Origin of the sequence: Enterobacter cloacae complex sp. 677-3DZ2D5B (genome assembly GCF_004136695.1) — a bacterium.
Classification (GTDB): domain Bacteria; phylum Pseudomonadota; class Gammaproteobacteria; order Enterobacterales; family Enterobacteriaceae; genus Enterobacter; species Enterobacter hormaechei_C.
Map to the genome: position 1 here is coordinate 35,833 of NZ_QFLS01000011.1, position 26,465 is coordinate 62,297.

The following is a 26,465-nucleotide window of genomic DNA, read 5'->3' on the forward strand; positions in this document are numbered from 1 at the left end:
ATTACCTCCCAATTGCACGGTAAACAAAAAACTCACCTGTCGCCGGAGAGCCTGTAACGTTCAGTATGGCCGAAAATCCAGTTTTACTTACCGTGTCTAGGCACAGCCCCCATGATTTAACTCCAGATATTCCAGATGATGAATTGGTAACCTCGTTAATGGTAACGTTCAGACATTCAACTGGAAACGGAATTGCAAATGTTGCGGTCGCTAACCCCGTAGTGGTATTTGCTGCTGCCGATCCCCCCCAGATTTCAATGTATCCATCAGGAGTCCTTCGCCAACCGGTCCCTGATGTCCATGAACTCATGTCAGGAATCTGCCCTGCCGCCGTCCCAACTTTCTTTTTCGCCGCTGTTCCCAAACCAAGGTATTCGATAATCCCATCTGCTGTCTTTCCTGACAAAGTTGTCAGCGTGCTATCAAGAGGCTGTTTGCCTGCCAGCGCATTTGTCATGGTGGTTGCAAAGTTAGGATCGTTTCCTAACGCCGCCGCCAGCTCGTTCAGGGTATCAAGCGCCGCAGGTGATGAGCCAACAAGCGCAGCCAGAGCTGATTTTACGAAAGCAGTAGTGGCAATTTGCGTATTGTTGACAGTCTGCGCAGCCGTGGGGGCTGTCGGCGTTCCGGTCAGGACCGGGCTTGCCAGTGGGGCTTTGAGTGCAAGCGCGTTATTAATGGTGGTGCTGAAATTAGGATCGTTGTTGATAGCCGCAGCAATTTCTTTCAGCGTGTCCAGTGTCGCCGGGGCGCCATTCACCAGGGCGATCAGAGCCGCCTGCACAAACGCAGTTGTGGCAAGCTGAGTGGTATTGTTACCTTCAGCTGCAGTCGGTGCTTTTGGGGTGCCGGTAAACGTCGGGCTGGCTTTTGGCGCATATTGCGTATGTGGATCAGCTACTGCAAGATGCGCCGCCATCAGCTCATCTACATACACCTTTAGTTCCAGCACCTTGTCATCCACATATTTTCGGGTAGCCAGCACTACGGACGGATCAATTTTCAGCGTAATGTTATCGGTGCTGCTGGTAATCAGTACCATGCGCACTGTCTGCGTGCGGCCGCTTCCCTCTGCCAGCTGCGGCTTATAGCTCTCCGGGCAGTTCCCCACGGCGATCAGCGCGCCCGTTTCATCAAACAGCCCAACCTCACGAATCCACCAACCGCCCTCCGTTTCAGGAATCACCTGCTCAGCAATAATCTGGCTGCTGTTCTGCGGATCGATATACAGCATATTCAATGCCGCACGGCGCTTTTCAGCAACCAGCGCTGTCTGCTGCGCGCTGGGCGTTGGCAACACGCCGCCACCGTCGCCCACCGCCATCTGGGTAATTTTCAACGGGACACCGAGCGCGGCGGCGCTTGCCAGTTTCGCCGCGCCGATATCCGTCAGCAGGGTATAAAATTTTGCGCTCATGGATTCACTCTCATTGTGTCAATAACATGGACCGCTCCGCCCTCATAAGCGGTGCCGCTTGAAATAATGGTTTCGTTGATATACGGGTAAATCGTGATTTCTTCGCCGGTATAAGTGGCAGCCCCAACAAAATATGGCCCGCTCGTCTGCAGGTTTATGGACATGCCGATCAGATGCCGACTGCAGGGTTTGGCATCACCAATCAGGCGCTCCAACTCCAGATAGGTTTCCTCTGTTATGCCCTGGTCCTGCACCCCAATATCCAGGCGAAACGTGCCCGGCGCCTCGCCGGTCTGCCACCATTCAATGATGCGGATCAGAAAACCAAACGGCTCCACCACGCGCCGCACGGCGCTGGTTGTCCCCTTATGCTGATGGATATAGAAAGCATCCTGCACCACACGGCGCTTGACGCTCTCCGTCCAGCTTTCGTCCCAGCGGTCAACGGAAAACGCCCACGCCAGATATGGCAGAAAGCTGACCGGACAGGTTGCCGGGTTCCATAAATCGCGCAGCGGCACCTGCAGATCGGAAATGCCGCTGCAGGTCTGCGCTAACCGTCGCTCAAGCGGCGATGAACCGGGCGGCAGCAGGCTATTCATCCGTGCCCCCGTTGGTTACGCTCCATTCCGTACAGGATGCCGCCTGCGTCTTATCCAGCACCACATCATCCAACGGGGAGGCCAGCTCCACCCGCTGGACGCCCTCTACATGCAACGCGGCATAAATCGCGCTGCGACGGATATCACGGCCCAGCCGCGTCTGGCTGGCGATGTACTTCTGCAGGCTGGCTTTTGCTGCCGCCATCACCGGCTCAGCTTCCGGCCCCGGATAAAGAAAGATCGTTGCATCTACGCTATACGGGATTATTTCGGCGCTGCGCACCGTCAGGCGGTCTGCTACCGGGCGCACGTTCTCGCTGTTAAGCGCCTGCTCTACCACCGCCAGCAGATCAGCCCCTGCCATACCGTCACCCTCACGACTCAGCACGGTAAGCACCACCTCCGCCGGTGCCGGACTGGTTGCGCTGGCGTCTGCCACGCGCCCGTCCGCGCTTTTAGCGTGAAACTCATAGGCCGCCGTCGGTCCCGCAACGGACAATCCCTCAAACGCAGCCGGAACACGCAGGCGCAGCGCATCATCGCTTTCCATGACGGCAGCAACCGGCGGCACCGCGTCGTTGTCGGCAGGCGTTACAGTCAGGCGTTTCACGTTGTAGTTGGCTGCCAGCTGATCGAGATCGCCGCCGATGGCATACGCCACCATGACCGCCTGCGCGGCCTCATTAATACGCTGGCGCAAAAGGATTTCACGGTAGGTGCTTTCCTGCAGCAGCTTGGTGACGGGTTCAGATTCCAGCGCCAGCGTGCGCCGCACCGCGTCCTGCTCATCCGCCGGATAAAGGGCCACAAATGCGGCCTTGCGCTCAGCCAGCAGCGTCTCAAAATCCGGCACGTCCACTATCTGCGGCGCGGGCAGCTGGGAAAGGTCAATCACTGCCATTGTCTGCTCCTGTAGATACCGAAAGGGAAACCGGTGCGCCGTTGTTGCGCTGCCCGGTAAGCTCAACCACCATGGAGCCGTCAAAATTGCTGCTGATGGTGATGGAATCCAGCGTAAGTCGTGGCTCCCAGCGACTCAGCGCCACATAGACCGCAGACATGACCTGCAGGCGCAACGCCGGGTTCTGCGGCTGGTCAATCAGGGCGGACAGCAGGGAACCGTATTCCCGACGGGCAATCCGGCTACCCTGTGGGGTCAGCAGAATATCCCGCACTGACTGGCGCAGATGGTCAGTATCAGTAATGGCCTTGCCGTTGTCCTGGCTCATGCCGATATACAGCGTCATACCGGTCCTCCTGACGTATCGCCGCCGGACTTAACGCCAGTGTGACCGTGTTTATCCACCACGATCCCGTTGGAACTCATCGCGCCGCCGCCCTGGGTGACGACGCCATTGACCACCATCTCGCTGTTAATGCGCGTGGTGTCAGCCTCCACCACAAACTCACCGGTTTTGAGAGTGATATTGTCCGCCGCCTCGATCACCATGGATTTGATACCCCGGACATGCCACCGCCCGGTGGCTGGTTCATACTCAAACCAGCCCCCGTCAGGGTACTCCGTCACGCAACCGTCCACGGAATCCGATGGCGGCGCAAACTGATTGGAGTAGATGGCTGGCAGCACAAAAGCGGTTTCCAGATTGCCGCCCATACTCAGCAGCACCACCTGCTCATCTGGCGACGGACACCACCATGTACGGGCACCACCGGCACGCAGCGTCAGCCAGTTAATCCAGTTGGTTTCAAGCTCGCCCACTCTCACCCGGCACAGCCAGTTTTCCCGGTCCACTTCAGTCACGGTGCCGGTGCGGATCAGGTTGGTGATAAGGCGCATGATTTCGGTCAGTTGTGCATTCATAACGAAAGGTTGCCATCAGAGGGAAAAGGGAGGCAGCGCGGACGCTTGTGCCAGCGGTGGTACAAAGATCACCCCGCCAGCCAGCGCAGCAGAGTGTCACGGGTGACGGTTTCAACCTCATCATTCACACCCAGCAGTCGGCGCTCTGCGTAGCGGACCTCCGGGCCTTTTCGGCTGACGCGATCCCGCAGGCCGTAATGGTGAACACGGGCAATGCGCTGCACCTTGCCATCAAACTGCACGCAGGCGGAGTCCGCACTGGCGGTAGTTTTCAGGTATTTTGTGGTGCGAAGCTTTGCAAACATCTGGCGTTTGATGCGTCCCTTCTTGCTGCGGGCAGTCACCCGGCGCGGCTCATAGCCGCTGCCGTCAGGATTACGCTGCAGCCTGATGTTCTGCTGCTGCGTCCGGCGCAGCTGTTGCGCCAGTTGCCGCATCATACGGCTGCGCGCGGCAGGTTCCAGATTCGCCAGCAGCGCCGTCAGCCAGTCATCCACCCTCTGCAGTTCATCCACCTTTCACCGTCCACATTTCTTCTGGTTCGTCCGGCTCCGGCACCGCTTCAACGCTTGACACGCTGCCGTCAGTGCTGACCAGCACGCGCTCCGTCAGCTGCAGGTTCAGGCTGATATCACACACATCGTTGCGCAGAATATCCACTTCAAAGGTGAACAGTTTTTCGCGCAACTCCGGGTTATTGATAGCATCCGGCTGGTTGTCACTTAGCCACAGCAGCACAGGAGCCATCAGCAGATTCTGGTCGCCGCTGAAATCCTCGATCACCACGTTCAGGGTGTAGCGGTACTCCCATGACATGGAGCTGGCACCGGTTGCCACCAGTGAGCCGTTATCAACGAAAAGGTGCAGCTTGTCCGGGTTGTCCCGGACATAGGCAACCGCTTTATTCAGAGCGCTGCGTAAGGACTGCGGTTTGTTCACTGTCTCGCTCCTGACACGCAATAATCGTGTCCACTTTGTCAGCACAGACCGCCCAGGCGGCCTCGGTTTCATCCAGCACCGCATTCAGATCGCCGTTACTGCGCGGCGCTGACCTTTCCAGGCGGCACTGCGTCACTCTGGGACAGCCACTCACGGTAAGCTGCACCTCCGGCGAGGGCCGGACGCTCCCGCAGCCGGATAATGTCAGCAGGCAAAGGAGTATCAGCCCAGCGGCGCAAATCCTCGTTTTCACGTTTCAGTTCCTCGATCCGGTGCTGGCGGCTGCGCAGTAGTGCGGTGGTCTGTTCCGCTGCCGCATAAAGCCGCGTCTGCTCCCGGCTGTTGGTTTCAGTCAGAATGGACAGGCCGATCAGTTGGCTGTTTTTCTTCGTCAGCTCCTGCGTTTTGCTTTTCAGCGCCGCGCCCTGCGTCTCGATGGAGTGGCTGGCATTGTTAAGCCGCCACGACTGCCAGCCCAGCGCCGCAAGTGCCAGCGCCAGCACTACCGCCAGCGCACGCATCAGGCCGCCATCGGCTCATGAAGCTGCGCGCGGGCAATCTGATACAGAACCAGCGTCAGCAGGTAAAACACCAGGGTGATCACCCATCCCGAAAACGCCAGGCACAGAACAATAAGCAGCCTGATTATCCATGTACGCACGGGTTTTACAGGGTACGCCCTGAATTTCAGCAATGCCGCCCTGACCTCATCGCGCGCCCGATCTCCGGCGAACCACCCGACAGCACACAGCGCAGCAAGCAGCCAGGCGAGGAAGCATGACACCCAGACAGACGCACCAACCAGAACCGGCGCACCGCTGCGCGGATACAGCAGGCTGATAACCAACAGCGCAGCCCATGCCAGCTGGAAAAAAACGCTCATGACTTTCTTTTTCATTCCGTTATGCTCCTTTTAAGCACCAGGCCATTTCCCGCGCGCGGCGGTTGTCCAGCCCCTGATTAAAAACACCTTTGACATATACCCAGCGCGGCAGCTGATGGCAGGCATCCGCCCAGCGCCGCTGGTTCAGCAACTTAACCAGCGTGGAGCTGCAGGCGTTGCCGGTGCCCACGTTGAAAGCAAACGACACCACCGCGTCATAGACCTTTTGCGGCATCGGCTGCACCACACATTTATCCAGCGCCCTCTCTACGCGCAGCACATTGGTGATAAGTCCCTGCGCCGCCTTCCGCTCAGTGATGGTTTTGCCCGGCACCACACCAGATGTATTGCCGATCCCGTCGGTCCATACGCCCGCGCTGCACTGATAAGGCTGCAGGCGGCATCCCTCGTAATCGGCGATCAGTTTCAGCCCCTCAACGGAGGTATGAAGCGACTGGAAACCGGGCAGCGTGGCGGCGATAGCCAGCACCGCCCCGACAAGGCAGCGCTTAACGATTGAAGGATTCATATTCCCCCCGCGAAATTTTGCCGCCACGTAACAATTTGAAAGACTGGTGTTTGTAGTACCAGTTGATAGCCAGCATCAGCACACCAATCAGTACGCCGCCAACCGTTGACGCATCCTTGAGCGACAGATCGCCCAGCCATGCCAGCAGCACGGCGATGCAGTAAGTGATAAAGGCGCTGATTCGTTCAAGCGTCATAATTCAGTCCCATAGCTGGACGGTCTGCGCCGTGGTTGACGCCGTAATGTCCGGCAGCTCCACCTGCAGCCCGTGCGGTAAAAATGGGCCGTACTCAGCCAGCCCCGGATTTGCCTGCAGAACCTGCTCAGTGACACCCTGCGTGCGCCCGTAATGACGCCAGCAAAGCGCGTCCACCGTGTCATACTGATGCGCACGCACTTTCATCAGATAAGCTCCACCGTACAGTGCGGCGCATCCTGCACCCGGCTGATAGCCCAGCGGGCATCACGCCACAGATCGCCGCTGGCCTCCGCCAGCTCATCCCCTCGCTTCACGCCTGAAGCCGTGGCGTCATAGTCCTGATAACGCTCATTGAGCACCGCGCGCGCCCAGCAAAAAACAGCGTTGTGGTAGTGCTGGATACGCTCGCTTTTGCCGTCCAGCATTTCTGCGGGAACGTCTGCAAGTGTCTGCCAGCCAAGCATCTGCTGACGCTTGCGGAAGTCGTACAGCTCAGCGTTAACCTCAGAGATCGCCGTCAGCACGACCTGCTTTAAACGCGGCTGCGTCACCGTGCCATCAGTACGCATCACACTGCGAAATTCCGACAGGTCCACATCAGGCCAGAACGGTGTATTTCTGATGACCTCCGCCTGTTCCGGTGCCTGTTCGGGCGCAACAAACTTCATGCGGCTTTCTCCTGAATAAGTGGGCGGTGGACGGGATTTTGATGTGGCAGTGCCTTTCGCCACCCCGTGCCGCCCGTGCGCGGGGCACGTTCTTTAGCGGCTGTCATTGCGCAGTCTGCGCTCCAGCTGCTGCTTTTCTTTTTTCACGCCACAGCTGGGATCGAGCTGCAGCGCATGGGTAAGGTGATTCAGAGCAGATGCCGGGTTGCTTTCGCTCAGTACAGCGCCGATGGCTTTATGCAGACGTGCCCGCGACTGGTCCGGCATATCCAGATCGGCTGTCAGGTCCAGCGTCTGCAAAAGCAGATCGGCATCAAAACCAGCAGCGGCAAGCAGGGCGCTTTGCGCCGCGTCTGCCATTTCTTCTGCCAGCACGGTCTGCACGTTACGGTTGCCCAGCGGCATCACCCAGCCATGGCGCAGCGCATGACGCCCGATTTCCAGCGCACCGGCATAATCACCGGCGTCGATACGCCACAGCATCACGTACATCAGCACGTCATCCTGCTGCGCACCTCCGGCAGCCAGCACGCCCTCCGCCCAGGCGGAATATTTCGGCAGCAGCTCCACCTTGATTTCCGCCTTTTTCACCGTGGACTGGACGCCCTTGAGGCGGCGGCGGTCTTCTGCCAGCTGCAGCAGCATCAGGTCATAGCCCGACGCATGGCGAACACTGCCGCCCTCACGGGCGGCCTGTTCGGCCTGAATGCGCAGGCGGTGCTGCCGTGCGGGACTCAGGCTCATGTGTTATTCCCCACCTTCCGGTGCGGCAGGCGCGCTGAAATCACCGATTTCAATGTTTTCAACCAGCGCCGCACAGCGGTAGTCCTCGACCACATACGCCTCGTTGACGGATTCAAAGTTTTCAATCCGGTCACGTTTCGGGTTGTCGATAACAGAACGGCGTCGGGTATCTTCCTGCCAGTAGATGGACAGGTTATCCAGACGGGTGATCAGCAGGGCATTTGCCGGGAAATAAGGCGCGCGCACAGCCTGCAGGCCGCCCATACGTTTCTGGCTGATGATCAGATCGGCGGCGATTTTCTCGCTGTTGTCCTGCTCTTTGTTGACCAGCGGGAAATACTTGTCAGACAGCAGTTCACGTCCGCAGACGACAACCAGATCGTCATCATCCTGATAAACCGCGTCGATCAGCTCGTTGACGGCATCCATCACCACGGCGTCCAGGTTGGCATAGTCGCCGCCCTTGCCCACCTTGACCGCGCCTGCAGTCGTTGCACCGTCTTTCGTGGTGCTGCCCATGACGTGATCCGGCGCGTCTTCGCGGATTTTCTGCAGCCAGCCTTTATTGACGTCCTGCAGCAGCGGGTTTTCAGCACGGTTGGAGGTTTTGGCACGCTTCACGCCGTTAAAGCCGATCATGATGCGGTCCAGCGCCTGGCGCTTGACGATGGCGTTGCGGATACGCACCTGGAAGTCCTGGAATTTCGCCCACAGGTCCAGTTTTGCGTAGGTCAGCACCGTATCAAAGTTGGTCTGCTCGCATTTGTATTCCACGTCTTCCATCAGCGTCGGATCGGTAGGCTCGCGCTCTTTGGTGGTGGTATCGGTGGTTCCGGCAATGGTGCTGCCAACGCCCAGCCCCAGCAACTGCCCGGACTGCTCAGTGACCGGCGTGATGTTAATCAGCGTCAGGAAAGCGGCGGACTGCTGGATCTGGTCTTCAAGCGTCTGCTGCACGGACGGCTCCACGGTGAACTTGCTGGAGAGTTCTTCAATCTCCACACCGTTCAGGCGCGCCAGCTGCTGCAGATAAGCGTTAAAGGCAAAGCGGGTTTTCTTTTTCATCGGGTTTTATGCTCCATCAGCAATTGGTCAGGGTGCCTGCCGGTGCGTCACCGCCCGGCGCGCGCTGGCGGTAGTCTTTACGGCTGTCTTCGCTGCTCAGCTTTTTCTCAAGCCCGGCAAAGGCGGCCTGCAGCTCCTGCAGGGAGGACTCCAGCTCAGAAAGGCGCTTGTCCTGTTCTGACAGTGATTTATCAGTGCGTTCGCTCAGGTTCTGCTGCTCGGTGGCGACCAGTTCCACGGCTTTATGCACATCGGAGAAGCGCGCCTCATCGGTCTGCTCTTTTTTGGTGAACAGCGCGGTGACGCGGGCAAAGAGGGACGGCTTTTCATCCTGGGCTTCTTCCAGTTCAATCAGCGTTTCAACCGCTTCCGAAAACAGGTTTTCAGGGTTCTGCTTACGGTTCGCCAGCGGGTTATGCGCGGCGCTGGCGCTGAATGCCAGCATTTCTGTGCCAAGGCTCGCCGGATCGTCCGTCGCCCCCAGCCCCACAAGGTAGGCTTTGCCGGTGTCGGCAAACTTCGTGCTGACCTCCATGGAGGTGAAAAGCTTCTGGCCCTTTTTCACTAGTTCCACCAGGGCGTCCGTGGGTTCGATATCGGCATAAAGTGCCATCTTGCCCGCCAGCGGCCCGTCCTTGATTTCTTCTGCAACCAGCCCCGTCACCCTGCCGTAGCGGTTAAAGGTGCTGTCCGGCAGATAAGACTTGATGTGCTCAAGGTTAATCAGCGCGGTATAGACCGTCGGGTTGTAGCTGGCAGCCATCTGTACCAGCCATTCACGCTGGATTTCGCGCCCGTCAGTGGTGGCACCTTCCACCCCAATACGGAAACGCTTTGCTTTCACTGTCATGAGCCGTGCTCCGTTAGAAATAACTTACTGGAGCCTTATGTTTGCGGTGATGGGGGGAGTGAAACAACGCGCGGCACTTGTATGGTAAACCACACAAACCGCAGCCGGGGAAAGCCGTCAGGCAAGGCCGTATGTTTGGGCCATGAACACGACACTGACCCCCGCAGACCTCGATCCCCGTCGGCAGGCCATGCTGCTGTACTTTCAGGGATACCGCGTAGCCCGCATTGCTGAAATGCTGGGCGAGAAAGTTGCAACCGTTCACAGCTGGAAGAAGCGCGACAAATGGGGCGACTATGGGCCGCTGGATCAGATGCAGCTCACCACCGCCGCACGTTACTGCCAGCTCATCATGAAGGAGCAGAAGGAAGGGAAAGACTTCAAGGAAATTGACCTGCTGGCGCGCCAGTCAGAGCGCCACGCCCGGATCGGTAAATTTAACGATGGCGGGAACGAAGCTGACTTAAACCCGAACGTCGCCAACCGTAATAAAGGCCCGCGCAGGCAGCCAGAAAAGAACGTTTTTACCGATGAACAGACCGAAAAGCTGGAGGAAATCTTCCGCAACGGCATGTTTGAATATCAGCGCCACTGGTGGCAGGCAGGCGTAAAACACCGCATTCGCAACCTGCTTAAATCACGCCAGATCGGGGCAACATACTTTTTTGCTCGCGAAGCGCTGATTGACGCCATCACCACGGGGCGCAACCAAATTTTTCTCTCAGCCAGTAAGGCGCAGGCGCACGTTTTTAAGCAGTACATCATCGACTTTGCAAAAGAGGTGGATGTTGAGCTGAAAGGCGACCCGATGACGCTCAGCAACGGCGCGTGCCTGTACTTCCTCGGCACCAACGCCCGCACAGCGCAGAGCTACCACGGCAACCTGTACCTTGATGAATATTTCTGGATACCGAAATTCCAGGAGCTGCGCAAGGTTGCCTCCGGCATGGCCATTCACAAGAAATGGCGACAAACCTACTTCTCCACGCCGTCCAGCCTGACCCACAGCGCCTATCCGTTCTGGTCCGGCACGCTGTTCAACCGGGGCCGCGCCAAAGCGGACAAGGTGGATATTGACCTGACCCACAGCAACCTTGCGCGCGGCGTGCTCTGTCCGGACGGACAGTATCGCCAGATCGTCACCGTGGAGGATGCGGTGCGCGGTGGCTGTAATCTGTTCGACCTTGACCAGCTGCGCATGGAGTACAGCCCGGACGAATACCAGAACCTGCTGATGTGCGAATTTATTGACGATCTGGCGTCAGTATTCCCTCTCAGCGAGCTGCAGGCGTGCATGGTGGACAGCTGGGAAGTGTGGGCAGATTTTCAGGCGCTGGCGCTGCGCCCGTTTGGCTGGCGCGAAGTCTGGATCGGATACGACCCGGCGAAAGGCACGCAGAACGGTGACAGCGCCGGGTGCGTGGTGGTGGCACCGCCAACCGTACCGGGCGGCAAGTTCCGCATTCTTGAGCGGCACCAGTGGCGCGGGATGGACTTCCGCGCCCAGGCTGACGCTATCAAAAAGCTGACGCAGCAGTACAACGTGACCTATATCGGTATCGACTCGACCGGCGTCGGTCACGGTGTCTACGAGAACGTGAAAGCGTTCTTTCCTGCCGTGCGGGAGTTTGTCTACAACCCCAACGTCAAAAACGCCCTTGTGCTCAAGGCATACGACATTATCAGCCACCGCCGTCTGGAGTTTGACGCAGGACACACCGACATTGCGCAATCCTTTATGGCTATCCGCCGCGCCACTACCGCCAGCGGAAACCGTCCCACTTACGAAGCCAGCCGCAGCGAAGAAGCCAGCCACGCCGATTTGGCCTGGGCAACGATGCACGCACTGTTTAACGAACCGTTGCAGGGCGAAGCCGCCAATACCAGCAACATTGTGGAGATTTTCTGATGCACTCAACCCCAACTAACCTCATGACCACCGCCAGCCTGCCTGTAGATCGCCCTTTCTTTGCTTACCAGCATGAATGGAACAGCGGCGCACGCAGCAGAAACCGTGTGCTTACAAAAATGCGTCAGGCTGGCGCGGATTTCTTTTTCGCCTACGAAGCACTGAACGATGCACTGCATACCGGACGCAACCAGATTTTTCTGGGCTGCACCCCGGCATCTGCCCTTACCGTCAAAACTTATATGTCAGCTTTTTTAAGTGAGGCCGCAGCCTGGACACACCTTGGGAAAATAAAATCAGGTAAAGCGCATCTGGAACTACCAAACGGTGCGGTCATTTATTTTATCGGGCCGGAAAGCCTCGCCGCCGCGCTCCATGGAAACGTCTACGTGTCAGAGTATGCCTGGGCGGACTCCCCGAAAAATATGATTGCGCTCGCCAAAAGCCTGTCCATGCACGCGCGCTATCACGCTACCTACTACACCACCCCAAGCCCCAGCCCGGAAGCATGGCGGGAATACAAGAAGCTGATTTCCCGCAACAGCACAACCAGCATGACCTTTACCGCTGATGACGCTGCAGCATCCGGGGCAACGCTCGCAACCGGAGCCGCGCTCTTTGATGATGAATGGCTGAATGACATGAAAAAAGAATTATCAGCAGAGGACTGGAAAATGCTGTTTATGTGCGAATGGCCTCAGGCTGACAAGGAGCAGGCGGCATGAGCAAACGTAAAAACAAGAATAACCGCGCAGCGGTAGATCACAACGCACAATCAGGCGGCGCTGCAGCGGAGGCGTTCAGCTTTGGCGACCCGGTGCCGGTGTTAGACCGACGCGAATTGCTGGACTACGTGGAATGCGTGCAGATGGACCGCTGGTATGAGCCGCCGGTGAGCTTTGACGGACTGGCGCGAACCTATCGCGCCGCCGTGCATCACAGCTCACCGATTGCCGTTAAGCGTGACATTCTCAGCAGTACCTACATCCCGCACCGCCTGCTCAGCCAGCAGGCTTTTGCCCGTTTCGTCCAGGATTATCTGGTGTTCGGTAACGCCTATCTGGAAAAGCGCACCAACCGGCTCGGCGGCGTTCTCTCACTGGAGCCAGCGCTGGCGAAGTACACACGGCGAGGCGTGGACCTCGACACCTACTGGTTTGTGCAGTATGGCCTGACCACGCAGCCCTATGAATTTACGCAGGGCAATATCTTTCATCTGCTGGAGCCGGATATTAACCAGGAGATTTACGGGCTGCCCGGCTATCTCTCCGCCATCCCGTCAACCCTGCTCAACGAGTCCGCAACGCTGTTCCGCCGGAAGTATTACATCAACGGCAGCCATGCAGGCTTCATCATGTACATGACCGACGCAGCACAGAACCAGGAGGACGTGAACAATATCCGCCAGGCAATGAAAAGCGCCAAAGGGCCGGGCAACTTCCGCAACCTGTTTATGTATTCGCCCAACGGCAAAAAGGACGGCATCCAGATCATCCCGTTATCAGAGGTTGCGGCGAAAGATGAGTTTCTGAACATCAAGAACGTGAGCCGCGATGACATGATGGCAGCGCACCGCGTACCGCCGCAGATGATGGGCATTATTCCCAACAATACCGGCGGCTTTGGTGATGTGGAAAAGGCCAGCCGCGTCTTTGTCCGCAACGAGCTGATGCCGCTGCAGAAGCGACTGCAGGAGCTTAACGACTGGCTTGGAGAAGAAGTGATCCGCTTTGAGCCGTACACGCTGGGACTGACAGAAGACAAGCGCAACGACTGACCCACCGCACCACGACAACAAGACCGCCCCTCACAGCGCCCCAGCAGCATTCTGCGGGGCGCTTCTTTTTTGCTGCTGCTCCCTCACCCTCACCAATTGAAGCCGCCAGCGTGCCGGAGATTGCGCCGGATTTTCACCATTTCACCCCGTTGCGCGCGCTCGTATCCCCGCCACGCCTGCCCGCTTTATGTAGTGGTTTTCATGCACCTGCATGATCTACGCAAAAGCCCGCCAGAACTGGCGGGCCTTAACACAAAAGATCCTCAAACGATCATGCGATCTCATGCAGCATAGACATGCGCGTTTATGCAGAATGTGCAAAATCGTAACATACTCAGCAAGCGTGAAACCTAGAACGTGACAGCCTTGTCAAAGCCAGAAATAATTGTATAGGAAATAGACGAGTTATCAGCCTTGTTCACTTTGAACTTGGCTCCTTTGTAAGCGATAACATCACTTCCCTTCGAATCTACAGAAAAATCTGTTGTAAACGCTGCACGAGCCATATCGTTTGCAAACTCACGATAGGTAAACTTCATTACACCGCCTGCATTTCCATTGTATTCGATAGTCTTAACCAATGAGTTACTCACTCGACACAGCCCATCAGGAACACGCTTGATAGAAATTTCTGAGGCTGTATAAGAAGTGCCGTTTGGTGGTGATATCTCATTTTTTGCAGCATCGTAACTTACATAATCAACATAGGTGCCGATTTGTCCATAGATATTTTTTAGCGCAACAGCTTGAGAATTATGATGATTGCGGTAAATTCCATTCCCTTCGCTGCAATATGTACCTGCAGAGATAGAAGATAGCGCACCATTAGCCGCACCAAGCTCTAGTACGTCCGTTTTATATCCAGTAGCAGATGTTATGATGGGGTCGCCCATGTAGGCTGTAGCACTTTGCCCAATAGCAGGCTTCACCACTTCAATAGCTGTGATATTTCGGTTAGAAGCATGAGGCACGCAACCAGTTAGGATTACAGCAAGAGATATAGGTAACGCAATATGGTTAATTTTCATTTTTAGCCTATTATTCTTTTCTTGACAAAAAACGAGGTGATATCTGATTGACATCACCTCTCACTCATATGTAACCCTTTTTAAGTATTAAAAACAAGCATCTATTGACAAAATCAATGCAGCCAGCTGTCGTCTTCCCACACCTTCTGCATAATTTTCATCACTTGTTTTCTTTCTTCATCCAGTTGCAGTCCGGTCAGTTCCACACAGTTAGAGCTACCTTTACGGATACGAATTACCGTTTTGGGATATAGGGGGCGCAGATTGCGGTAAAGCTCGGATTCAAGGGCGTCCAGGGTAGACTGGCTAATCTTCTGCTCTTTATCGATCATTATTTCAATGCGCATAAAAGTCACCTCAGCTGATGACATCCATTGAGCGGTTGTATTCGTGGCTTCTGATTTTTGCCATGAGTTCATCTGTCAGTTCAGAAACCCACTGCAAAGCCAGCCCCTTCTCTTCATCACTACACTCACTAGCCGCTACAAGCTTAAGAAAAAAATCAATGCGCTGGAGCTTCAAAGACTCCAAAAAATAGTCCTGCATCTTTCCTCCTATAACACCAAAGCAATACTGTATACATAACCACTGTTTATATTCACAGTATATAATAATCTTACTGATGTAAAACGTTTTTTTACGTTCATCAGCCTGATATGCCTGGTATTATTAAGAGCACGAATTGTTAACCCGCGTAATTAATACAGATCCCGCCACTTATCATCTTCCTGCAAACGCTGGTTCCGATAGAAGATACGCAGGCCTGCTCCTGACGGAATACTGCCGCCGCTAAGGAGTAAATCGACCTCTTTCTCGCTACCATCAAATCCTCTGGACTTCAGCTCATAGACGAGCTGCTGTCGCTGATGGTCTGTAATTCGCTGTTTGTAGTCTTTACGCCGTTTCGGTTTAACCAGGCGTAACCTTGCTGCCAGTTCCCGGCACTCTTTTTTGCTCATACTGTGCAGGTAATCGTGCAACTCCTTGTCATCCATGCGGGTGATATCCGTTCTGGTATCCCCATCAGCTGATTTGTCTTTCCCTTGTTGGTTCAAATTTTCAGCAAGGGGACAGTTATTGCCACGAGTCCAAGGGGCGCTAGCGCCCTGGTCGGCTGTCGCCTCCTGAAGGTCAACGGCTTTACGAACCATTTTCCACTTCACCGCATGAGTGCAGATCCGGCCCTCAATAATCGGGGACCAGATGCCATAAATACGAACACCATGATCACCGTAGGCGCTCGGCTCCTCGTTAAGCTCGTAGGCAGTCCTGACAAGGTGATGTTTACGGGGAACCAGGACACCGCCCTGCTTCATGATGTAGGTGGCAAAACAGCCAGCATCAGCTGCGGCCAGCACAGCATCCAGTCGCGGGTTTTCCAGTACCGGCGCGCCTGCCTTCTGGTCACCCTGCACCCTGGCAGTCTGTCCGGCCAGAAGGCGCAGCTCGCGGTACGCCTGGCGGCCAGGGATACCAAAGAAGCGGAATTGCTGGACACGGTGCAGCGAAGCCCAGGCGTTTACGTTCTCAGCGTTATCGCGCAGTGATCTGCCCGTTTCTTTACTGATTTCCTGCGCCAGTCCACGCCCGTCGATATTTTTACTGATGTATTTGGCGATATAGCTGGTCGGGGTGCCCTTGCGCGGGTTGATAAGCTCAGACTTGAAACGCGGCCCAGTATTGGCGCCCAGCTCCTCCCGATCCTCACGAATGGCGAATTTACGCAGCAGCGCGGTGATGGATTTGCGATCTTTTTTGCGCATGAAGCACAGCAGGTGCCAGTGCACGGTGCCGTCATGGTGTGGTTCAGCAACGCGGACGCCATACCAGCGCAGCCCGGCTTTGTGCATCGCCTTACGGAAGGCGGCGAACATATTCACTAGGTAATCACTGCTCTGACGGACCGTGGCACTGGTCCATTTCGGGTTTGGCCTGCCGTTGTTAAGCGTTGCGTGAAAGCGTGACGGGCAGGTGATGGTATAGAACACGGCGCATTCACCACGCATTTCTGCGATCAGCTCCAGCCCCTTAACGCAGGCCATCATTTCGTTGCGCCGGTGCGCCGGATTGCTGCTGCTGGCGTTTACCACTTCTTCCATATCCAGCGTGTCACCTTCGGCGTTAACCAGCTCATGCGAGCGGAAAAACTCCAGGGATTTGCGGCGCTGTTCGCGTTTGTGGATCACGGCCTCATAGCTGACATATGGGGAGGCCTTTTTGTTAACCAGGCAGACGGCGCGCAGCTGTTCTTCCCGCCATTCACAGCGCATCTGCCACAGCTTGCGATACCACCAGTCCGCGCAAAGCATACGGGCAAGCGAGCCCGGAATAAGCTCGTAGGGGACCGGGTTACGCCGGTGCTTTTTACGGCGCAGTTGCTCGAAAGCTGGCGGGATAACATCGAGGCGCATGGCCTCAGCGGCCACCCTTTCCCATGACCGGCGGATCTCTTCCGGCGTAACGTTTTCATCCGTAAACAGCTCACCGCAGGCAGCATCCAGACACATGCTCATGTGCGCCGCCACCAGGGTAGATAACCGCTTAACCTGCTCCTGGTTCATTTCGGGCAGGACCAGCAAGCACTCCAGCCCGTCATGGCTCGCCATGAAACGGAATGAAGCAGAAATCTGGCTGGTACGCACGCGCTCTAGGCGTTCAAGGCACGGCCTGATGGTTTCACGCAGATAGCGGGAATATGCCTTCGGTTTGCCCAGGCCCTCGAAATATTTAATCCGCTCAAGCAGCGGCTTACTGATATGCGCTGGCTGGGCGCTCACGTCAGCAACGATAACCAGATCGGGATTAAATTGCTGCTGTTCGCGGGCCATTTTGGCGCGGCTCATCAGCTGGTCCTGCTCCATTTCACGCTGAACAGGATCGCGGGATTCATTGTAGAAATAACGTTCCCAGACCTCATTACTCAGGGCCTCGCGGCGCAGCTGCTCCTGCTCGTTATCTGCAGCATAGAGAGAAATCAGGTTTGAAAGCGCAGTCTCCGGCGCTACTTCCGCCGGGTCCATGTAGGGATTTAGTGCTTTTCTCGGGCCGTTCCATGGGAAAGTCCCAGCGGCCACAGTCGGGCCGCCTTCGTCTTTTATTAATTCAGGCATCAGTGACTGGCTCCGAAGCTCACACCGCGCCTCGGGTGTAATGCTTCCCTTTCAGCTCAACGATTTCCTGGCATGTTACGCAGCACTGCACGCCCGGAATGGCACGGCGGCGCGCTGGAGGGATCGGAGCATCGCATTCGATGCAAAGCACACGGGAAGCGCCCGGCGCTCTGTTGCGGGCGGCGTGAATGTGGCGCTGCAGTTGTTCTTCAACGCGCTGCTGTACGAGGTCCATAGAGTCAGCCATTAGTGCAGCTCCCGAGATTCGTTTTCGTAGCGGGTTGCTTCGCGGCGCAGCAGTTCAGCCGCTTCAATACCGTTTAACCCTTTGTTGGTGATATGGGTTGCCAGCGCCTCAAGACGGATTGAAACTGCGAGCGCGCGGCCTTTGCGCTCCTCACGTTTGGCAATATCGATCACCGCCATAAGCGAATCGGTTTCGGCTACAAACATTTTTCGTAATTCTTTCTGCATTGTTCTCTCTCCTGAATTTTGGCAAAAGAATGCCCGGCGGGTTTACGCCATTAATTTCTGTTGTGGGTTAATTCGGCATGGTTAGCCGTTTGGGAAATAAGCTCACCACTGCACGAAAATGATTCATTGCTTTAACCAGTTCCCGCTTTTCGTCAGTAGTCAGATCACTAATATTGACGCCGTGACGTTCTGCCGGAATTTTTGCCATAAAGAATATGGCAGCCAGTGCGCGCTCATTTTGTTTATGGTTTATATCGCGACGGTCACGCATATCTTTAATGAACCTTTCAAGCTCTGGCTCAATATTCAGACCAAACACACTGGCCCTTAATTCAGCTATATGGTTCAGTCCTTCAAGCCGTTGACCCGGGCTTAGTGGAACAGTCGCAGAAGTACCTTCAATAGCCATGGTTTCACCTGTTTGGTAGTGGTCAGCCCTGCCAGTAGTTCTTCCTGAGAGCGGGACGGGTGCCAGCGCTTGCCATCTTTCCCGATAATCCAGCCATGTCCGCAGTGCATACCCTGGCTTTGTTTAACCAAAAGCGATGCGAATGAGGGTTCTTTATTAAGCATGAGCACCTCAGATCAGACCAAAAGACGCGCTGAGGCCCGTCACTGTATCAACAGCACTTGCCATTGCCGGGTTGTACTGCAGGCGCGCATGCATGGAAACAGCTGTAAGTGCCATTAAGCGAGTGACAGAATTGATGCTTTCGATAACCTGCCGACGTTCCGTTGTTGTCTGGTGTTCGCCAGAAACAGCGCTTGCTGCAACACGGCCAATCTCTGCTGTAGCATTCAACACGTAATGAGGCATTTTCTCGCTGGCAACTTCGTTCAGCGGCACGCATGGCAAGCAATGGATTTGCGCCAGAAACCCATCAACCAGCGTGGAGTCCTCGGTGATATCCGTCAGCAGCCAAATTTCCGGCGCCGTGAGTTGATGCGGTTGCTCCGGGTTCAGTTTGTTGCGCAGCGTCTGGACGTTCATGCCTGCGCGGTCGGCCAGCTTCGCCATATTGTGACGCAGTGCGAAAGCGCGGCATGCTTCATCAAAGTGTGGATGTTTGGAAATCTTATAATCAAACATGCGAACCTCTTGGAAAGTTCTCATAATTGAACTTACTGACCAACAACAACGCGGAAGTTGGAATGACCAAGGGACTCACGAACCTGATCGGTTTTGTACATCAAGTAACGAAGACATACGCGCCCCTTATTTTTCTCCTTTTTGACCATGTACTTAGCCAATTGGCCATGGTGGATTTTTTGATAAACAGAGCCGCGAGAAATGCCTTCCCATTCCGCGAACTCTGCAGGTGTAGCCATCTCTTTTGGTACACGAATTGAAATATCGGTGCTCATAGTGCAGTATCTCTCAGTTAAGGTTTGGTTTATGTCGTTTTATCTTGTTTTATGCGATTCAATACTTGAACAATCGAGATACTACGATCCAATATTTGATACGTCAATAGGATTAAGAAATGATACAGGTGAAAGCTGGCGAGAATACAGGGGGTAGAGAAGCTATCCATAGGTTAATGGCTGCCTATGATTTTAAGTCCAGGCAGCAGCTATGCGATCACCTAGGCGCATCTAAAAGCACTATGGCTAACAGATACTTAAGAGACAGTTTCCCTGCAGAATGGGTGATCCAATGTGCTCTCGAAACGGGCGTGTCTTTACTCTGGCTTACCACAGGTCAAGGTGAACCCGGAGCAAAAATTGATGATAAAAAAAGTATCAATTTCGTGAACTCTGGCAAGGTAAAACCTCTTTCTGAACTTGTATCGCCTGAGATCGACAAGGTTAATCTCATGGGAGGTTCGCTGGTCGAAGCCGGGAAGGCCATCATTGATAGCAGCCTACTTCCACCTGACTCACGCGAGCTGCTTCTAGTAAATACCGCTGGCGATTCATATTTAGTTGACCGTACCCAGGCACCACCAGTGAATGGGATGTGGTTGGTCGATATCGACGGGATAAAAAGCATTGTTAAGTTAACTCGTCTTCCGGGAAACAGATTAGTCGTGCATCAAGATGACTCTTCGTTTGAATGCAGCCTGGATGATATCGAGGTAGTTGGCCGCGCATTGAAAATCATTAAGAGTCTTTGATATGACGATCAGAAAGCAGCCGAATGGAAAATGGTTGTGTGAGTGCTACCCGAACGGGCGTGACGGCAAGCGCGTGCGTAAGCAATTTGCGACTAAAGGCGAGGCCGTAGCATTTGAAAACTTCACCATGGAGGAAGTAAACAAAAAGCCATGGCTGGGTGAAAAGGAAGATCGACGGCGTTTGTCAGAACTGATTGAGCAGTGGCACTCTCTTTATGGCCAGACCCTCGCAGACCCAAAACGCCTGATGGCGAAACTGAACATTATCTGCAATGGGCTGGGCGATCCGGTCGCCTCTGAGTTAACCGCCGGTGAATTTACGAAATATCGTGAAGCACGGTTGAAAGGTGAGGTGCGTAACGAAGAAGGCGCGTTAATGTCACCAGTAAAACCGCGTACGGTGAACCTTGAACAGCGTAACTTATCATCCGTTTTTGGTACCCTGAAAAAGCTGGGCCACTGGTCAGCTCCCAACCCACTAGCTGGGCTACCAACATTCAAAATCACAGAGGGTGAATTGGCGTTCCTGGCCTCGGACGAAATTAAACGCTTGCTTGATGCCTGCGCTGATTCTCAAAGCCCTAGTCTAATGATGATCGCAAAGATATGCCTGGCTACCGGCGCGCGCTGGAGTGAGGCTGAAAATCTTCAAGGCCATCAGTTATCAAAATACCGGATCACCTATACCAAAACCAAAGGCAAGAAAAACCGAACTGTACCGATATCTCAGGAGCTGTATGACGAACTTCCCAAAAACAGGGGGAGGCTATTCACGCCATGCAGAAAAGCTTTTGAGCGCGCAGTAAAGCGGGCTGGTATCGTTCTTCCTGAGGGACAATGTACTCATGTGCTGCGCCATACATTCGCCAGTCACTTCATGATGAATGGAGGAAACATACTGGTTCTTAAAGAAATTTTGGGGCATGCCGATATAAAGATGACAATGATTTATGCTCATTTTTCTCCGGACCATTTGGAAGATGCCGTCCTGAAAAATCCTTTAACTAGTTTAAGGTAATAACTCAATGGTTATCGAAACTAAAAACAAGAAAATATCAAAAATCGCCTTAAAAAAACTTTTCAACACAATATTAAAAAAATCTTCAATTCGTCCTCCGATAGAAGTCAGTAAAAATAATGACCTCATTACTGATTTTTCTACAAAATGTGAAAGATTTAAAGACTGCTTGAAAGAATACATCGATAACAATAATGATGATATCTTAGCCAGTAGAGTTAAGAGCAGATTAAAAGTTATTGAGTCCGTGCAAGAAGGCATCATAAATTGTTTAGAGTGCTATCTCTCCGGAGATATCAAGTCAGCCTATGATTCTTTTGAGGAAATGCTCGAGCCAGATTTTGTATCAAGGCATATTAAAAATATCTGCATACCCTTATCAGAGATATGTGGTAATGAAAAGCGTCTATTTAGAGTTAGGAAATCTGAACGTCCTTTATCAACAAGAAAAGATATCTTTCACATACCTTTCAATCAACGCCATCTGGTTAATGCACAACGCTACTCAGTTGCAGGTCTACCGTGCCTTTATTTAGGCACCTCATTATATATCTGTTGGCGCGAAATGGACAAACCCGATTTTGATAAGTTGTATATATCATCATTTACTACAAGTTCAGAGAGTGATGATTCGCTATTGTTAGATTTCAGCGCTGATTTCCTTTATAGAACAAAGCTATTCTTTACAACTAAAAAGGACTCTTCATCGGCAAAAGAGTTTTCCTCTGTTACCATGTTATCGTACCTCGCGTTATGGCCATTAATAATTGCTTGCAACTATTTAAAAAAATATAGCAACGCATCTTTCATTCAGGAATACATAATACCAAACTTACTTATGCAGTGGATAAGCAGGGATATTAACGATTACAATATAGTAGGAATTGCTTATCGTTCAACAAAACTCCCTGCAAATGCTGATAGTGAGAGAGGGGTCAATGTCGTTCTTCCTCCAAAAGTTCGTTACGAAGACATGAAGGTTAACGAATTCTGCCCAGAGCTATCCGCCTTATTTCACTGTACCCCACCAGTATCCTGGCAGGTTCTAAAAACTCTTGAATATGTACCATTGCGTCAATCCTTCTCTGATAGAGAGAGATTGAGTGATAGCCTCAGGAGTAAAAAGGACTGGGATGTAATGGGCAATCTTGATGACGAAATTTTGAGCATTTATAAATTATCAGACTTTTACAAGCTTGAAGTGTGTATGGATGAAATTCAAGTCTATGACGATATAAACGCATAAAGAATTGGCGACAATTTGGCGGCAGAGCATTAAAAATACATAAAACCCATAAACACAACATAACAATAAAACATTGTTTTTCAACGCAAATTATTGTTTTGCCTATGATATAAATGGTATGTAGAAATTTCGGACGCGGGTTCAACTCCCGCCAGCTCCACCAAATAATGATACGGATATGTCCGGTGAAGTACAGAAAGCCCGCACGGCACAAGCCCTGCGGGCTTTTTTGTATCTATCCCTTCTCGCCCAGCGCCCCCTCACACGCCAGCGCCAGCACCATCAGTGCCGCCTCATCCTCCTGCACCGATAACATCTCCATCCCCACCGGCAGACCGATACGGCTTACGCCACAGGGCAACGTAATGGCAGGCAGGCCGCTGATGGCGGCCAGTTCCGGCGCGCAGCCTGGCGGCATCTTCGCCATACTTTCTGGTAATCGTTGTACGGTGGGATACACAAATCCGTCGATGCGCTGCGCCTCCGCCACCTGGCAAAGGTTCTGCCGCAACAGGCGCTGAAAGCGACGCCCCGCCAGCCAGAGCGGGGTTTTCAGCGTGTTACTCGCCAGCATCTGACGTAGAAACGGCGCAAACTCCGGCAGGAAAGCGCCGGAGTCCACAATGCTCGTCAGTCCGGAGGGAGCGCCAGGCTGTTTGCTAAGCCAGTCGTCAATCGCCACGCGAAATTCATACAGACTGAGGCAGGTGGCCTGCCTCACCTCTTCAAGGAAAGGGAGTGAAACCTCCACCAGCGTCGCTCCGGCACGGCGCAACGTGTGCAGCGCCGACTGCCAGACCTCCAGCTGTACCTCATCCTCTCCCTGTAACGCGGTTACCACACCAAAGCGAACGCCTTTCAGCGAACGCACAGGAAGCGCAACCGGCGGCAGGCCATGGATCACCGCATGCAGCAAGGCGGCATCTTCAACGCTATGTACCATTGGCCCAACGGTATCTTTGCTGGGCGAGAGCGGCGCTACACCGTCCAGCTGTGAACGGCGAAAGGCAGGCCGTAGCCCCACCAGCCCGGTATAGCTACAGGGAATGCGGATAGAGCCGCCGGTATCGGTACCCAATGCGCCATCCGCCATTCCCGCCGCCACGGCCGCAGCGCATCCTCCGCTGGAACCTCCGGCGGTGAGTGTCGGGCAAAGTGAATTCGCCACATCGCCCCCCAGCGAGCTTCGCGAGCGCACATCGAACGCGAACTCGGACATATTGGCCCTGGCGAGAATAATCGCCCCCGCGCTGCGCAATCGCTGCACCACCCGTGCATCCGCTGTCGCGTTAAGTGAGGCCAGCGCCCGGCAGCCAAGAGTAATGGGCATCGGCGCGCAGGCAATATTATCTTTGACGATCAGCGGCACGCCGTGCAGGGTGCCGATCGGTTCTCCACGTCGCCGCTGCTGCTGATGCTGTTCCGCCTGAGACGTAGCGTCAGGGTTAACCCCGAGGATCGCGTTGAGCGCCCGGTGCTGCTGTATGACGTCGAGACGGTGGGCAATTTCCTCCGGACAGTCGTCTGGCGGTATCAGGCGCTTCATAGTCTCAGGCTCCCTAGTGATGAAAACCGGGCAGAAGGCTGCCCGGGATACGTTTTAGTCCCGCATGCCGGTAGTAATGGCATCAATGTCCTGCGGACGCAGACGAATTTCCGCCGCCCGTCGGTGCCCCTGCATCCCCTCGGTACGGCTCTGGCGGATCGCCGGTTCTGCGATTGCCGGGATACCCTGCTCGTCAATCCACTGATGGGTACAGATTTTGACGTACGCGCCAACCCACAGACCGCCGGTATAGCGTGCCGCCGCCATCGTCGGTAACGTGTGGTTGGTGCCGCAGCATTTATCAGAGAACACCACACTGGCGTTCTGACCAATAAACAGCGAGCCATAGTTGCGGATCTTCGCCGCCGTCGCGTGCGGATCGCGGGTATGCACCTGCAAATGCTCCGTCGCCATATGGTCAGCAAAAGCAATCAGCTGCGCTTCATCTTCGCAGAGCACAATCTCACCCTGCCGGCGCCACGCCTCCCCCGCCGTTGCCGCCGTTGGCAGGCTGGCGAGCTGACGCTCAACCTCCGCCAGGGTACGCTCAGCGATATCCCGGCTGGTTGTCGCCAGCCCGACGCGGGTATGAATATCGTGCTCTGCCTGTGCCAGCATATCGGCGGCCAGAATGCGCGGGTCGGCGCTGTCGTCCGCGATAGTGAAAATCTCGCTCGGCCCGGCGAGGGCATCAATGCCGACCCGACCAAAAACCTGGCGTTTCGCTTCATTAACGAAGGCGTTGCCTGGCCCAACGATTTTGTCCACCGACGGAATGCTCTCCGTTCCCCAGGCCATAGCCGCAATGGCCTGCGCGCCGCCAACTTTGAAAATGCGGTGCGCGCCTGCCAGATGGCAAACTGCAATCATCGCCGGATGGGCGCCCGGGGGCAGACAGGCGATAATCTGTTCACAACCCGCCACCGTCGCAGGAACAATCGACATCACGGGAGCGGAGAGAATCGGATACCGACCGCCCGGCACGTAGCAGCCCACCGTCTGCACCGGGATGATCCGGTGACCGAGATGCACGCCAGGCAGCGTCTCTACCTCCAGCGGCTGCATGGTCGCCAGCTGCGCCTGCGCAAAACGACGCACCTGATTAATCGCAAACTCACTGTCGCGGCGCGTCTGGGCATCCATCCCCTCCAGTGCTTCGGCGATCTCCTGCTCGCTCACCTCAAACTGCGCGGGCACGACCTTATCAAACTGCTGCGAAAAGGCTCTTAGCGCCGTATCGCCTTCGGTTTTCACGCGCTCAATAATGGCGCTGACCTTCTCCGTCAGGGAACGATCGGCCTGCGCATCCTGCCCCTGCGGGCGCTTAATCCAGCTCACCTTATTTAACATTTACGCGTCCTCCATCTGGCCGAGTTTGATTTGCGCCAGCAGCGCCAGATGGTCGTAAACCACCCACTCATCAACAATTTTTCCGTTGACGATGTGGTAGTGCGACATGCCCATCACAAACAGTCGTTCTCCGGTCGGCTTGCCCAGTTCGCCGTAACCCAGGTGATGCCCTTCGATGATCCAGCGAACGGCCACTTTGACGCCGCCTTCATCGCACGGGTTGGAACAAATATGCTGCGGCAGCCACGCGCCGTCAGGGATCATCCCCACCAGCGCCAGCGTCTGATGGGTTACCGCCGCGGTGCCGTACAGCTCTTTCATCAGCGGACCGTGCCACTGTACGTTAGGCGCATACACTTCTTTGATCTTGCCAAACATCCGGCGGTTGTAGATCTCATGCAGCCAACGCAGGCACTGCTCCTCAGTATCGGTGTGCGCAATGGAAACATCGCACTCCATCTCCGGCGGATATTGCCCCAGCATGCGGCCGTTTTCGCCGATGTCCATCACGCGGAAGCCTTTATCGAACTGCTCTTTTGCCATATTAAATGCGATTTGATCGGTGTTCAGGCCAAGCTGTTTCATTAACGACATGTTGTCGCTGACCACCCACTCCCGATAAATTTTATTCTCGTGGATCATGCAATCCGCCACGGTCCGGGTAACGAAGGTGCGGTTGGTCGGCTTGCCTAAATGGCTGTGCTGGGTATGCCGCCCGCTTCCCGTCACCAGGTGAGAGGTATAAAAACCGTCAACATCATTTCCGTTCCAGATAACCTGGGTTGCCATTCCGCGCCGTTCCGGGAAGGCAATTAAGCGTTGCAGCGTATCCTGTACCACCTGTTCACGGTTATAGAGTGTCCCCAGCGCGTTATACAGCACGCAGTTATGGGTATAGTGAGAATAAATTAAGCCGACATCGCGCTCATCCCATATTTTATGGGTGCAGCGAACGATATAATCGACAATATCGGTATAGCAGTCATCAAAGCCGCGTAATGATTGCACACGCGGTCTTTTTTCCGGTACCAGATCGACAAAATCACGACGCTCCACCTGTAATACAGGTTCCTCTTTCAGCGATTTCACGCTGCTTTTTTCGGGTACGGCTGGTGCTTTATTTGTTGCTTCGGTGGAAGACATATAAACTCCTGCTCTGTTTTCAGACAATA

Annotated in this window: 36 protein-coding genes; 6 read left to right on the forward strand and 30 right to left on the reverse strand. The window is 54.6% G+C overall.

What is annotated here, in order from left to right:
- Nucleotide 1 precedes the first annotated feature (1 nt).
- From DD597_RS17810 to DD597_RS17890, 17 genes are all read right to left on the reverse strand, one after another.
- A complete protein-coding gene (locus DD597_RS17810; RefSeq protein WP_129256471.1) occupies nucleotides 2–1,417 on the reverse strand; it encodes a phage tail protein in 1,416 nt (471 codons plus the stop codon).
- Nucleotides 1,414–2,019, reverse strand: coding sequence for a phage tail protein I (locus DD597_RS17815; protein WP_045895136.1), 606 nt, complete (start codon nucleotides 2,017–2,019; stop codon nucleotides 1,414–1,416). Before DD597_RS17815 ends, DD597_RS17810 begins: the two co-directional genes overlap by 4 nt.
- Nucleotides 2,012–2,920, reverse strand: coding sequence for a baseplate assembly protein (locus DD597_RS17820; RefSeq protein ID WP_045895138.1), 909 nt, complete (start codon nucleotides 2,918–2,920; stop codon nucleotides 2,012–2,014). Before DD597_RS17820 ends, DD597_RS17815 begins: the two co-directional genes overlap by 8 nt.
- Nucleotides 2,907–3,266, reverse strand: a complete 360-nt coding sequence (locus DD597_RS17825; RefSeq protein ID WP_045895140.1) for a GPW/gp25 family protein — start codon at nucleotides 3,264–3,266, stop codon at nucleotides 2,907–2,909. The genes DD597_RS17820 and DD597_RS17825 overlap by 14 nt, the downstream gene beginning before the upstream one ends.
- Nucleotides 3,263–3,841: a phage baseplate assembly protein V gene (locus DD597_RS17830; RefSeq protein ID WP_045895141.1), complete on the reverse strand. Its 579-nt coding sequence runs from the start codon at nucleotides 3,839–3,841 to the stop codon at nucleotides 3,263–3,265. Before DD597_RS17830 ends, DD597_RS17825 begins: the two co-directional genes overlap by 4 nt.
- Nucleotides 3,842–3,909: 68 nt before the next feature.
- The gene (locus DD597_RS17835) at nucleotides 3,910–4,356 is read right to left on the reverse strand and encodes a phage virion morphogenesis protein (RefSeq protein ID WP_045895143.1); all 447 of its coding nucleotides are present in this window, start codon (nucleotides 4,354–4,356) and stop codon (nucleotides 3,910–3,912) included.
- Nucleotides 4,349–4,780, reverse strand: a complete 432-nt coding sequence (locus tag DD597_RS17840; RefSeq protein WP_129256472.1) for a phage tail protein — start codon at nucleotides 4,778–4,780, stop codon at nucleotides 4,349–4,351. The genes DD597_RS17835 and DD597_RS17840 overlap by 8 nt, the downstream gene beginning before the upstream one ends.
- Nucleotides 4,743–4,991, reverse strand: coding sequence for an Rz1-like lysis system protein LysC (gene lysC, locus DD597_RS25050; protein WP_230065598.1), 249 nt, complete (start codon nucleotides 4,989–4,991; stop codon nucleotides 4,743–4,745). Before lysC ends, DD597_RS17840 begins: the two co-directional genes overlap by 38 nt.
- Nucleotides 4,876–5,304, reverse strand: a complete 429-nt coding sequence (lysB, locus tag DD597_RS25220; RefSeq protein WP_165298148.1) for an Rz-like lysis system protein LysB — start codon at nucleotides 5,302–5,304, stop codon at nucleotides 4,876–4,878. The genes lysC and lysB overlap by 116 nt, the downstream gene beginning before the upstream one ends.
- A complete protein-coding gene (locus DD597_RS17855) occupies nucleotides 5,301–5,678 on the reverse strand; it encodes a DNZ54_00345 family protein (RefSeq protein ID WP_129256474.1) in 378 nt (125 codons plus the stop codon). The genes lysB and DD597_RS17855 overlap by 4 nt, the downstream gene beginning before the upstream one ends.
- A 4-nt stretch (nucleotides 5,679–5,682) precedes the next feature.
- The gene (locus DD597_RS17860; RefSeq protein WP_045895153.1) at nucleotides 5,683–6,192 is read right to left on the reverse strand and encodes a lysozyme; all 510 of its coding nucleotides are present in this window, start codon (nucleotides 6,190–6,192) and stop codon (nucleotides 5,683–5,685) included.
- Entirely contained in the window at nucleotides 6,173–6,388 is a 216-nt protein-coding gene (locus DD597_RS17865) for an HP1 family phage holin (protein WP_000171565.1), read from the reverse strand. Before DD597_RS17865 ends, DD597_RS17860 begins: the two co-directional genes overlap by 20 nt.
- Nucleotides 6,389–6,391: 3 nt before the next feature.
- Nucleotides 6,392–6,595 carry a tail protein X gene (locus DD597_RS17870; RefSeq protein ID WP_000868184.1) on the reverse strand — a complete coding sequence of 68 codons (204 nt, stop codon included), beginning with the start codon at nucleotides 6,593–6,595 and terminating at the stop codon, nucleotides 6,392–6,394.
- Nucleotides 6,595–7,059, reverse strand: a complete 465-nt coding sequence (locus DD597_RS17875; protein ID WP_045895156.1) for a head completion/stabilization protein — start codon at nucleotides 7,057–7,059, stop codon at nucleotides 6,595–6,597. The genes DD597_RS17870 and DD597_RS17875 overlap by 1 nt, the downstream gene beginning before the upstream one ends.
- A gap of 93 nt (nucleotides 7,060–7,152) precedes the next feature.
- Entirely contained in the window at nucleotides 7,153–7,803 is a 651-nt protein-coding gene (gpM, locus tag DD597_RS17880) for a phage terminase small subunit (protein WP_129256475.1), read from the reverse strand.
- A 3-nt stretch (nucleotides 7,804–7,806) separates the two neighbouring features.
- Nucleotides 7,807–8,868, reverse strand: a complete 1,062-nt coding sequence (locus DD597_RS17885; protein WP_013098795.1) for a phage major capsid protein, P2 family — start codon at nucleotides 8,866–8,868, stop codon at nucleotides 7,807–7,809.
- A 16-nt stretch (nucleotides 8,869–8,884) separates the two neighbouring features.
- Complete coding sequence (locus tag DD597_RS17890; RefSeq protein WP_129256476.1) at nucleotides 8,885–9,718, reverse strand: GPO family capsid scaffolding protein; 834 nt, start codon at nucleotides 9,716–9,718, stop codon at nucleotides 8,885–8,887.
- A gap of 142 nt (nucleotides 9,719–9,860) precedes the next feature.
- Between DD597_RS17890 and DD597_RS17895 the strand changes: the two genes are divergently transcribed.
- The 3 genes from DD597_RS17895 to DD597_RS17905 are packed head-to-tail and all read left to right on the forward strand — an operon-like array spanning nucleotide 9,861 to nucleotide 13,404.
- Nucleotides 9,861–11,627: a terminase ATPase subunit family protein gene (locus DD597_RS17895; RefSeq protein ID WP_045895159.1), complete on the forward strand. Its 1,767-nt coding sequence runs from the start codon at nucleotides 9,861–9,863 to the stop codon at nucleotides 11,625–11,627.
- Nucleotides 11,627–12,352, forward strand: a complete 726-nt coding sequence (locus tag DD597_RS17900; RefSeq protein WP_039505133.1) for a terminase large subunit domain-containing protein — start codon at nucleotides 11,627–11,629, stop codon at nucleotides 12,350–12,352. Before DD597_RS17895 ends, DD597_RS17900 begins: the two co-directional genes overlap by 1 nt.
- Nucleotides 12,349–13,404 (forward strand): phage portal protein, encoded by a 1,056-nt coding sequence (locus DD597_RS17905; RefSeq protein ID WP_045307532.1) that lies wholly within the window; start codon nucleotides 12,349–12,351, stop codon nucleotides 13,402–13,404. Before DD597_RS17900 ends, DD597_RS17905 begins: the two co-directional genes overlap by 4 nt.
- A gap of 350 nt (nucleotides 13,405–13,754) precedes the next feature.
- Here the strand turns inward: DD597_RS17905 and DD597_RS17910 are convergent, their stop codons facing one another.
- The 10 genes from DD597_RS17910 to DD597_RS17955 all read right to left on the reverse strand — a co-directional run bounded on the left by DD597_RS17910 (nucleotide 13,755) and on the right by DD597_RS17955 (nucleotide 19,381).
- A complete protein-coding gene (locus tag DD597_RS17910; protein WP_139003150.1) occupies nucleotides 13,755–14,432 on the reverse strand; it encodes a hypothetical protein in 678 nt (225 codons plus the stop codon).
- A 113-nt stretch (nucleotides 14,433–14,545) separates the two neighbouring features.
- A complete protein-coding gene (locus DD597_RS17915; protein WP_165298146.1) occupies nucleotides 14,546–14,779 on the reverse strand; it encodes a DinI-like family protein in 234 nt (77 codons plus the stop codon).
- Nucleotides 14,780–14,789: 10 nt separating this feature from the next.
- Nucleotides 14,790–14,978, reverse strand: a complete 189-nt coding sequence (locus DD597_RS17920) for a hypothetical protein (RefSeq protein WP_001154431.1) — start codon at nucleotides 14,976–14,978, stop codon at nucleotides 14,790–14,792.
- 152 nt (nucleotides 14,979–15,130) lie between these two features.
- On the reverse strand, nucleotides 15,131–17,542 hold the full coding sequence (locus tag DD597_RS17925; RefSeq protein ID WP_129256478.1) for a replication endonuclease: 2,412 nt from the start codon (nucleotides 17,540–17,542) through the stop codon (nucleotides 15,131–15,133).
- A gap of 19 nt (nucleotides 17,543–17,561) precedes the next feature.
- Nucleotides 17,562–17,789 (reverse strand): TraR/DksA family transcriptional regulator, encoded by a 228-nt coding sequence (locus tag DD597_RS17930; RefSeq protein WP_046888463.1) that lies wholly within the window; start codon nucleotides 17,787–17,789, stop codon nucleotides 17,562–17,564.
- Nucleotides 17,789–17,995: a DUF2732 family protein gene (locus tag DD597_RS17935; RefSeq protein ID WP_165298150.1), complete on the reverse strand. Its 207-nt coding sequence runs from the start codon at nucleotides 17,993–17,995 to the stop codon at nucleotides 17,789–17,791. Before DD597_RS17935 ends, DD597_RS17930 begins: the two co-directional genes overlap by 1 nt.
- 88 nt (nucleotides 17,996–18,083) lie before the next feature.
- The gene (locus tag DD597_RS17940) at nucleotides 18,084–18,425 is read right to left on the reverse strand and encodes a DUF5347 domain-containing protein (RefSeq protein ID WP_032707289.1); all 342 of its coding nucleotides are present in this window, start codon (nucleotides 18,423–18,425) and stop codon (nucleotides 18,084–18,086) included.
- Nucleotides 18,389–18,589, reverse strand: a complete 201-nt coding sequence (locus tag DD597_RS17945; protein WP_048987517.1) for a phage filamentation protein Fil family protein — start codon at nucleotides 18,587–18,589, stop codon at nucleotides 18,389–18,391. Before DD597_RS17945 ends, DD597_RS17940 begins: the two co-directional genes overlap by 37 nt.
- A gap of 7 nt (nucleotides 18,590–18,596) precedes the next feature.
- Nucleotides 18,597–19,106 carry a phage regulatory CII family protein gene (locus tag DD597_RS17950; RefSeq protein WP_048987519.1) on the reverse strand — a complete coding sequence of 170 codons (510 nt, stop codon included), beginning with the start codon at nucleotides 19,104–19,106 and terminating at the stop codon, nucleotides 18,597–18,599.
- A gap of 32 nt (nucleotides 19,107–19,138) precedes the next feature.
- Complete coding sequence (locus DD597_RS17955; RefSeq protein ID WP_029463825.1) at nucleotides 19,139–19,381, reverse strand: hypothetical protein; 243 nt, start codon at nucleotides 19,379–19,381, stop codon at nucleotides 19,139–19,141.
- 119 nt (nucleotides 19,382–19,500) lie between these two features.
- Here DD597_RS17955 and DD597_RS17960 point away from each other — a divergent pair, with 119 nt between their 5' ends.
- From DD597_RS17960 to DD597_RS25225, 3 genes are read left to right on the forward strand one after another with little or no spacing between them, the layout of a single operon-like run.
- The gene (locus DD597_RS17960) at nucleotides 19,501–20,133 is read left to right on the forward strand and encodes a phage repressor protein CI (RefSeq protein WP_064138372.1); all 633 of its coding nucleotides are present in this window, start codon (nucleotides 19,501–19,503) and stop codon (nucleotides 20,131–20,133) included.
- A gap of 1 nt (nucleotide 20,134) precedes the next feature.
- Entirely contained in the window at nucleotides 20,135–21,151 is a 1,017-nt protein-coding gene (locus DD597_RS17965; RefSeq protein WP_064138373.1) for a site-specific integrase, read from the forward strand.
- Between the two features lie 7 nt (nucleotides 21,152–21,158).
- Nucleotides 21,159–22,397 carry a hypothetical protein gene (locus tag DD597_RS25225; protein ID WP_100152764.1) on the forward strand — a complete coding sequence of 413 codons (1,239 nt, stop codon included), beginning with the start codon at nucleotides 21,159–21,161 and terminating at the stop codon, nucleotides 22,395–22,397.
- Between the two features lie 235 nt (nucleotides 22,398–22,632).
- Here DD597_RS25225 and DD597_RS17975 read toward each other — a convergent pair whose 3' ends face one another.
- The 3 genes from DD597_RS17975 to DD597_RS17985 are packed head-to-tail and all read right to left on the reverse strand — an operon-like array spanning nucleotide 22,633 to nucleotide 26,436.
- Entirely contained in the window at nucleotides 22,633–23,943 is a 1,311-nt protein-coding gene (locus DD597_RS17975) for an amidase family protein (RefSeq protein WP_129256480.1), read from the reverse strand.
- 54 nt (nucleotides 23,944–23,997) lie between these two features.
- A complete protein-coding gene (gene hisD, locus DD597_RS17980) occupies nucleotides 23,998–25,293 on the reverse strand; it encodes a histidinol dehydrogenase (RefSeq protein WP_022651679.1) in 1,296 nt (431 codons plus the stop codon).
- Nucleotides 25,294–26,436 carry an ester cyclase gene (locus DD597_RS17985; RefSeq protein ID WP_015571629.1) on the reverse strand — a complete coding sequence of 381 codons (1,143 nt, stop codon included), beginning with the start codon at nucleotides 26,434–26,436 and terminating at the stop codon, nucleotides 25,294–25,296. It abuts the gene before it with no gap.
- Between the last annotated feature and the right edge of the window lie 29 nt (nucleotides 26,437–26,465).